Source organism: bacterium (genome assembly GCA_024226335.1).
Classification (GTDB): domain Bacteria; phylum Myxococcota_A; class UBA9160; order SZUA-336; family SZUA-336; genus JAAELY01.
In genome coordinates, this window is record JAAELY010000338.1 from 1 (window position 1) to 4,392 (window position 4,392).

A 4,392-nucleotide genomic window follows, 5' to 3' on the forward strand; every position below is an offset into this window, starting at 1 on the left:
CCGCCGCGTTCGATCCGCCCCACAGTGCGGCGTCTCCTGCGGTCCCCGCGCTTCTCGGGTCCGGGTCCCCATCAGTTCTGGCCGCTTTGGCTAGTCCGCCTCGGTTGGCGGGGTGGACGCCATCTCGGTGATCGCTTGAAACTCCGAAAAAAATTCTGGCCGATGTTGCATCAGGTACCGGACGATCCGGGCGTTCCCAAGAAGCTTTGCCAGATACCCCTTGATGACGGTCAGCTGCAGGTGGTCCTGGCCGTAGGAGTCTTGGATCGATGTGATGCCTTCCTGTAGCCGGGCCAGCTCGCGCTCCATTCGGGCCATGGCCTCCGGGGTGATACCCCTCATCTTCTTGGGTTTCTTGGTGTCCACCAGCTGTGCCTGTGGCGTTCCTGCAAGGATCGCTGAAATGTACGCCGGAGAGTAATTGTTCGCGTTCATCATCAGCTCGGCCGCCTCGATCTGGCGCATGGCTTTCATCTTGCGCAGGATTTCGAACATGGCGGTCGCGCAGTGTTTGTCCTTCAGGATGCCGCCGGCCTCTTCGCAGATCCCGTCGAGGAGCTTGGCCTTACGCACAATGCTGCGCGGATTGAGGTCGAGAGCCAGAGCGATCTTTTCCTCGGACACACCGCGCGCGATGGCCTTGCGGATCATCTTGTGCTCCTGGATGGGCGCAAGACGACTGATCCGCTTGTTGTAGGTGAAGGCCTCGTCGTCAGTTGAGATCAGACATTCGACCCGTTCGATGCCGAGATCCTTCAGCACCTCGATCCGGATATGCCCATCCAGCAGCATATAGGTGTCTTCCTCACCTGTGGATCTCGTGACCACCGGCGGCTCGACCAGGCCAACCTCTTTGATCGACGCGGTGATCTGGCGGTACTTGCGGCTGGATTTGACCGATGCGCTGAGGGCGCGCACGGGCAGGATGGACTCTACTACCACAGTGACGCAATCGCTCTCAAAACCGAGCGCAACCGCGTCCGGGGTTTTGCGCTTGCCCCGGCTCATTCGGCCGCTCCCGCATCCAGCGATTGCCCGAGATATGTCGGCAGGGTGTCCAGCCCCTCCGCGCGCAAGAGCGTCAGGAAGTGGTCATCATCGCGCAGCGAGCGAAACGCCTCCACGACAAACATCAGGCGGCCCTGCGTCAGCTCGGCCTTCTTGATCAGCACCTTCTGTCGCTCCGCTTCCTGTTGATAGGCATGCACAAGCGCGTCGCTGGTCAGGGGCCGCTTGGCGCCATCGCTTCTGCCGTATCGGTTTCGATGAAGGTGTGGACCCTGTGCGTCGCGCTGCTGGATGAGCCGACGCACGGCGGCCAGCTTCTTGCCGCGCAGTTTTTTCTGGGTGTAGGCGTCCATCAGAGCGCGCTGTCCGCCCTCGGCATCTGTCTTTGAAATGTCGATGGCGAGGTTCAGCGGCAGAAGGCCGGTTTCCACGGCCGAGACCAGCCGTTCTTCCCCGCGTTCCAGAAGCCCCGCGATCATGCCAACATAGTTTGGCGTGACCCCGATCTTGTTTGCTATCTGGCGATCATTGTAGCCGCGTTTGCGCAGATTGCCGATTTCACGCATGAGGTCGATCGGGTTGTGCTGGCGGCGCGCGCAGTTCTCCACGAGGCTCATGACCAGGCAGTCGCTTTCGTCGGCGTCGATGATGATGGCCGGTATGGCATCCTGCTGAAGCTCCATGAACGCTTCGAGCCGCCCTTGGCCACAAACGAGGTCATATCCAACAGGGTCGGTTCCGGCGCGCTGCGCCACGGTGATTGGTCGCTTCAGACCGATCTTTGCGATGTTCTCGACCATTTCCTCAAAAGTTCGCCGGTTGCGCACGCGGGGATTGAGGATGCGAATTCGATCGGTGGGGATCAGAGTGACCTGTTTCTGGGTGATGTCTTGGGCGTCGTCGGGCATCAGGCGGCCTCTGTGATCCGAGCCCGGCCAGCGAGCGCATAAAAACATTCGAGCGTGTCGAAGCGATAGGCATCCAGCGACAGCCCGTTCTGCTCGGCCAGCCTCAGCTTACCCATGGTCATGTCGATGCTCGGCAGCAGGTAATAATCGCATGGCGCTTCGTTCAATTCGTCCATCCGCACGGCAATCGTGATATCGGGCACCAGGCCGGTATCGAGACGGATGCGCCATCGCAGGGAACCGCCCTGCGTCTCGAAACACCGGGCCAGCACCACCGACGCGGTGAACTCGTCATTGATGCGGATCAGGTCGGTGTCCGGATCCTGCACGGCCTGTCCTCCACGTTCCGCGACACCGTCGAGGATCTGGGCCACAATGCCGGGATGAGCCTGCCGCAAGGCCCGGTTGATCTCGACGTAACGATAGTCGCGCTCCGGCTCGTAACCGATCATCTGGTAAGCGCGCAGCAGGCTGCCGAAGCGGCTCCGAAAGGCGCTGGACGACGGCAGGTTGTCCTGTTCATCGATGATCAGTCCGGACAGCACGCCTTTCTGTTTCAGCACGGCGCGCAGGGCTTCGAGCAGTTCGGCGTCCGTGAAATGCTGGCTGCGGGCGTCTACGATTTCGCGTGCGCGCAGAAACAACGCCTCGTCCACAATGGCGGGGTAGGCCCCCTCAGCCCGGATCCACATCTCGCGCGGGTTCACCACCCGGCGCTGCTTCAGCTTGAAGGACACCTTGTTGTAGACGTTGTTGCCGATGTATTTTTCGTTGGTCAGGACCTGGTGCACCGATGCTCGGGACCATGGCCGCTCCAGATCCGTAAGATGCCCCTCGGCATTCAGGGTTTCCGCAATCTCGCGTTCCGAGCGGCCATCCTCAACGAACATCCGGTACATTCGACGCACGACGTCCTGTTCCTGCTCTGGGCCCGGAACGAGAACGACGCGGTCGGTCTGAAGGCTCTTCTGCTCGCCGCGGGACAAGGCACCCTTCGGGTTGCCGTGTTCGTCGATTAGCACACGGCGCAGGCCATATCCAGCTGCACCGCCTTGGCGGTAGCCCAGCTCCACCAGGCGGCATTGCCCGGCAAAGACTTTCACGGAAAGCTCGCGGCTGTATTCGCCAGCCATCACCCGCTTGACGGTCTTCAGCAGGTTGGAGCCGATGCTGCCGTCGTTTTCGAACTGCTCGCCGCAGTAGTGAACGCGGATCCCGGCGCGGGAGCAGACATGCTCGTGATACGCTCCTTCATCCGCGTCCTGAAACCGGCCCCAGCGGCTGACGTCATAGACCAGAATGGCCTTGAAATCTGCTTGGCCGGTTCTGACCTCGGCCATCAGGTTCTGCAGCGCCTCGCGGCCGTCCAACCGCAACCCGGACCGACCGGAGTCCTCAAAGACGCGCAGGATCTGCAGGCCCCGGGCGTTGGCGTAATTACGAATGATGTCGAGCTGATTCTCGGTCGAGTACTTCTGGTGATCGGTCGACATCCGCACATAGGCGACGGCAGGCACATCCGTTTCAGGCGGCTCGTCGCTCTTGTCGGAATGGGTCACCCATCGACCAGTCACATGCGTATCTCCTCATAATTCCAGGCAAATCCATCGCTCCCGTCGGAATCAACGGTTGAATTCTTCGCATCCATGTAAAGCGAAGGAGTGTGGAATGTCGTTTCCGAAAAAGGGCAAGTTCTTTCCAAAAGAAAACGGATATAATGGCAAAGGCGGTCATCAGACGAATGGATGCTTTGTCGAAGAAATCGCATCGGCGTTAAAACGGTCGCTCGGCGACAGTCGGGCGGGTGTCAAAACCGTGGCGGCCTGGACGGGTGCCAACGAGAAGACGGTTAAGAACTGGTTCTCGGGCACCTACGGTCCGAGCGGGGCGCACCTGATTGCGCTGTCGCGGTACTCTGACGAGGTGCTCGGTACCTTCCTCGCGATGGCTGGGCGCGAGGATCTGATGGTGGCCATCAAGCTCGCGGCTGCCGAAGACGCGATTTCGGATCTGCTTGATGCCGTGCGTCAGCTTGGTGGTGACGACCCGAACGGCAAGATCAGCTGATCAGCCGAGCGAACTGAAAGCTACTGTCCCTCAATGGCGCGCAGGATTTCGAAGCGATCCCGTGCGGTGGAAACCTGCACGGGAGAGAGTTGGGCGCGTGACTCATTCGCTCCGCCATTATCCCCATTGCGAACCAGTGACACCGCCCTGACAGGCACGGATTTTTCCGTGTTATCAAAGGGGTTTGCGTGAACAGACCGAACCTCATAGACGAGCGGCATGGCCAATGCTGGGCTCAGAATGGTCCTTAGTCTCAGTTTGGGCGAACCTCGCCCTTTGCGGTTCGGCCCTTTTTTCTTAAGCTTTTTCAATGACCTGACTTCGAACCCCGCCAGAACCCAAACGCGCGTTCCGAACGATACCCATGCCAACGGAGATCGAACACGCGGTAGGCGCATTGCTCAGGATC

At 60.2% G+C, this 4,392-nt stretch carries 4 protein-coding genes; 1 reads left to right on the forward strand and 3 read right to left on the reverse strand.

Translation table 11 applies throughout. From position 1 onward, the window contains the following. Window positions 1-90 precede the first annotated feature (90 nt). From GY725_17565 to GY725_17575, 3 genes are read right to left on the reverse strand one after another with little or no spacing between them, the layout of a single operon-like run. Window positions 91-1,008, reverse strand: a complete 918-nt coding sequence (locus tag GY725_17565) for a ParB N-terminal domain-containing protein (GenBank protein ID MCP4005998.1) — start codon at window positions 1,006-1,008, stop codon at window positions 91-93. Then, a complete protein-coding gene (locus GY725_17570; GenBank protein ID MCP4005999.1) occupies window positions 1,005-1,916 on the reverse strand; it encodes a ParB N-terminal domain-containing protein in 912 nt (303 codons plus the stop codon). The genes GY725_17565 and GY725_17570 overlap by 4 nt, the downstream gene beginning before the upstream one ends. Next, window positions 1,916-3,433, reverse strand: coding sequence for a recombinase family protein (locus tag GY725_17575; GenBank protein MCP4006000.1), 1,518 nt, complete (start codon window positions 3,431-3,433; stop codon window positions 1,916-1,918). Before GY725_17575 ends, GY725_17570 begins: the two co-directional genes overlap by 1 nt. 151 nt (window positions 3,434-3,584) lie before the next feature. On the opposite strand from GY725_17575, the gene GY725_17580 reads away from it, so the two are divergent. Beyond that, the gene (locus GY725_17580) at window positions 3,585-3,983 is read left to right on the forward strand and encodes a hypothetical protein (protein MCP4006001.1); all 399 of its coding nucleotides are present in this window, start codon (window positions 3,585-3,587) and stop codon (window positions 3,981-3,983) included. Window positions 3,984-4,392 lie beyond the last annotated feature (409 nt).

Bases quoted from the DNA above. Each gene is read 5' to 3' on its own strand.
- GY725_17580 (MCP4006001.1), top strand. From the start codon at position 3,585: ATGTCGTTTCCGAAAAAGGGCAAGTTCTTTCCAAAAGAAAACGGATAT.
- GY725_17570 (MCP4005999.1), bottom strand. From the start codon at position 1,916: ATGCCCGACGACGCCCAAGACATCACCCAGAAACAGGTCACTCTGATC.
- GY725_17565 (MCP4005998.1), bottom strand. From the start codon at position 1,008: ATGAGCCGGGGCAAGCGCAAAACCCCGGACGCGGTTGCGCTCGGTTTT.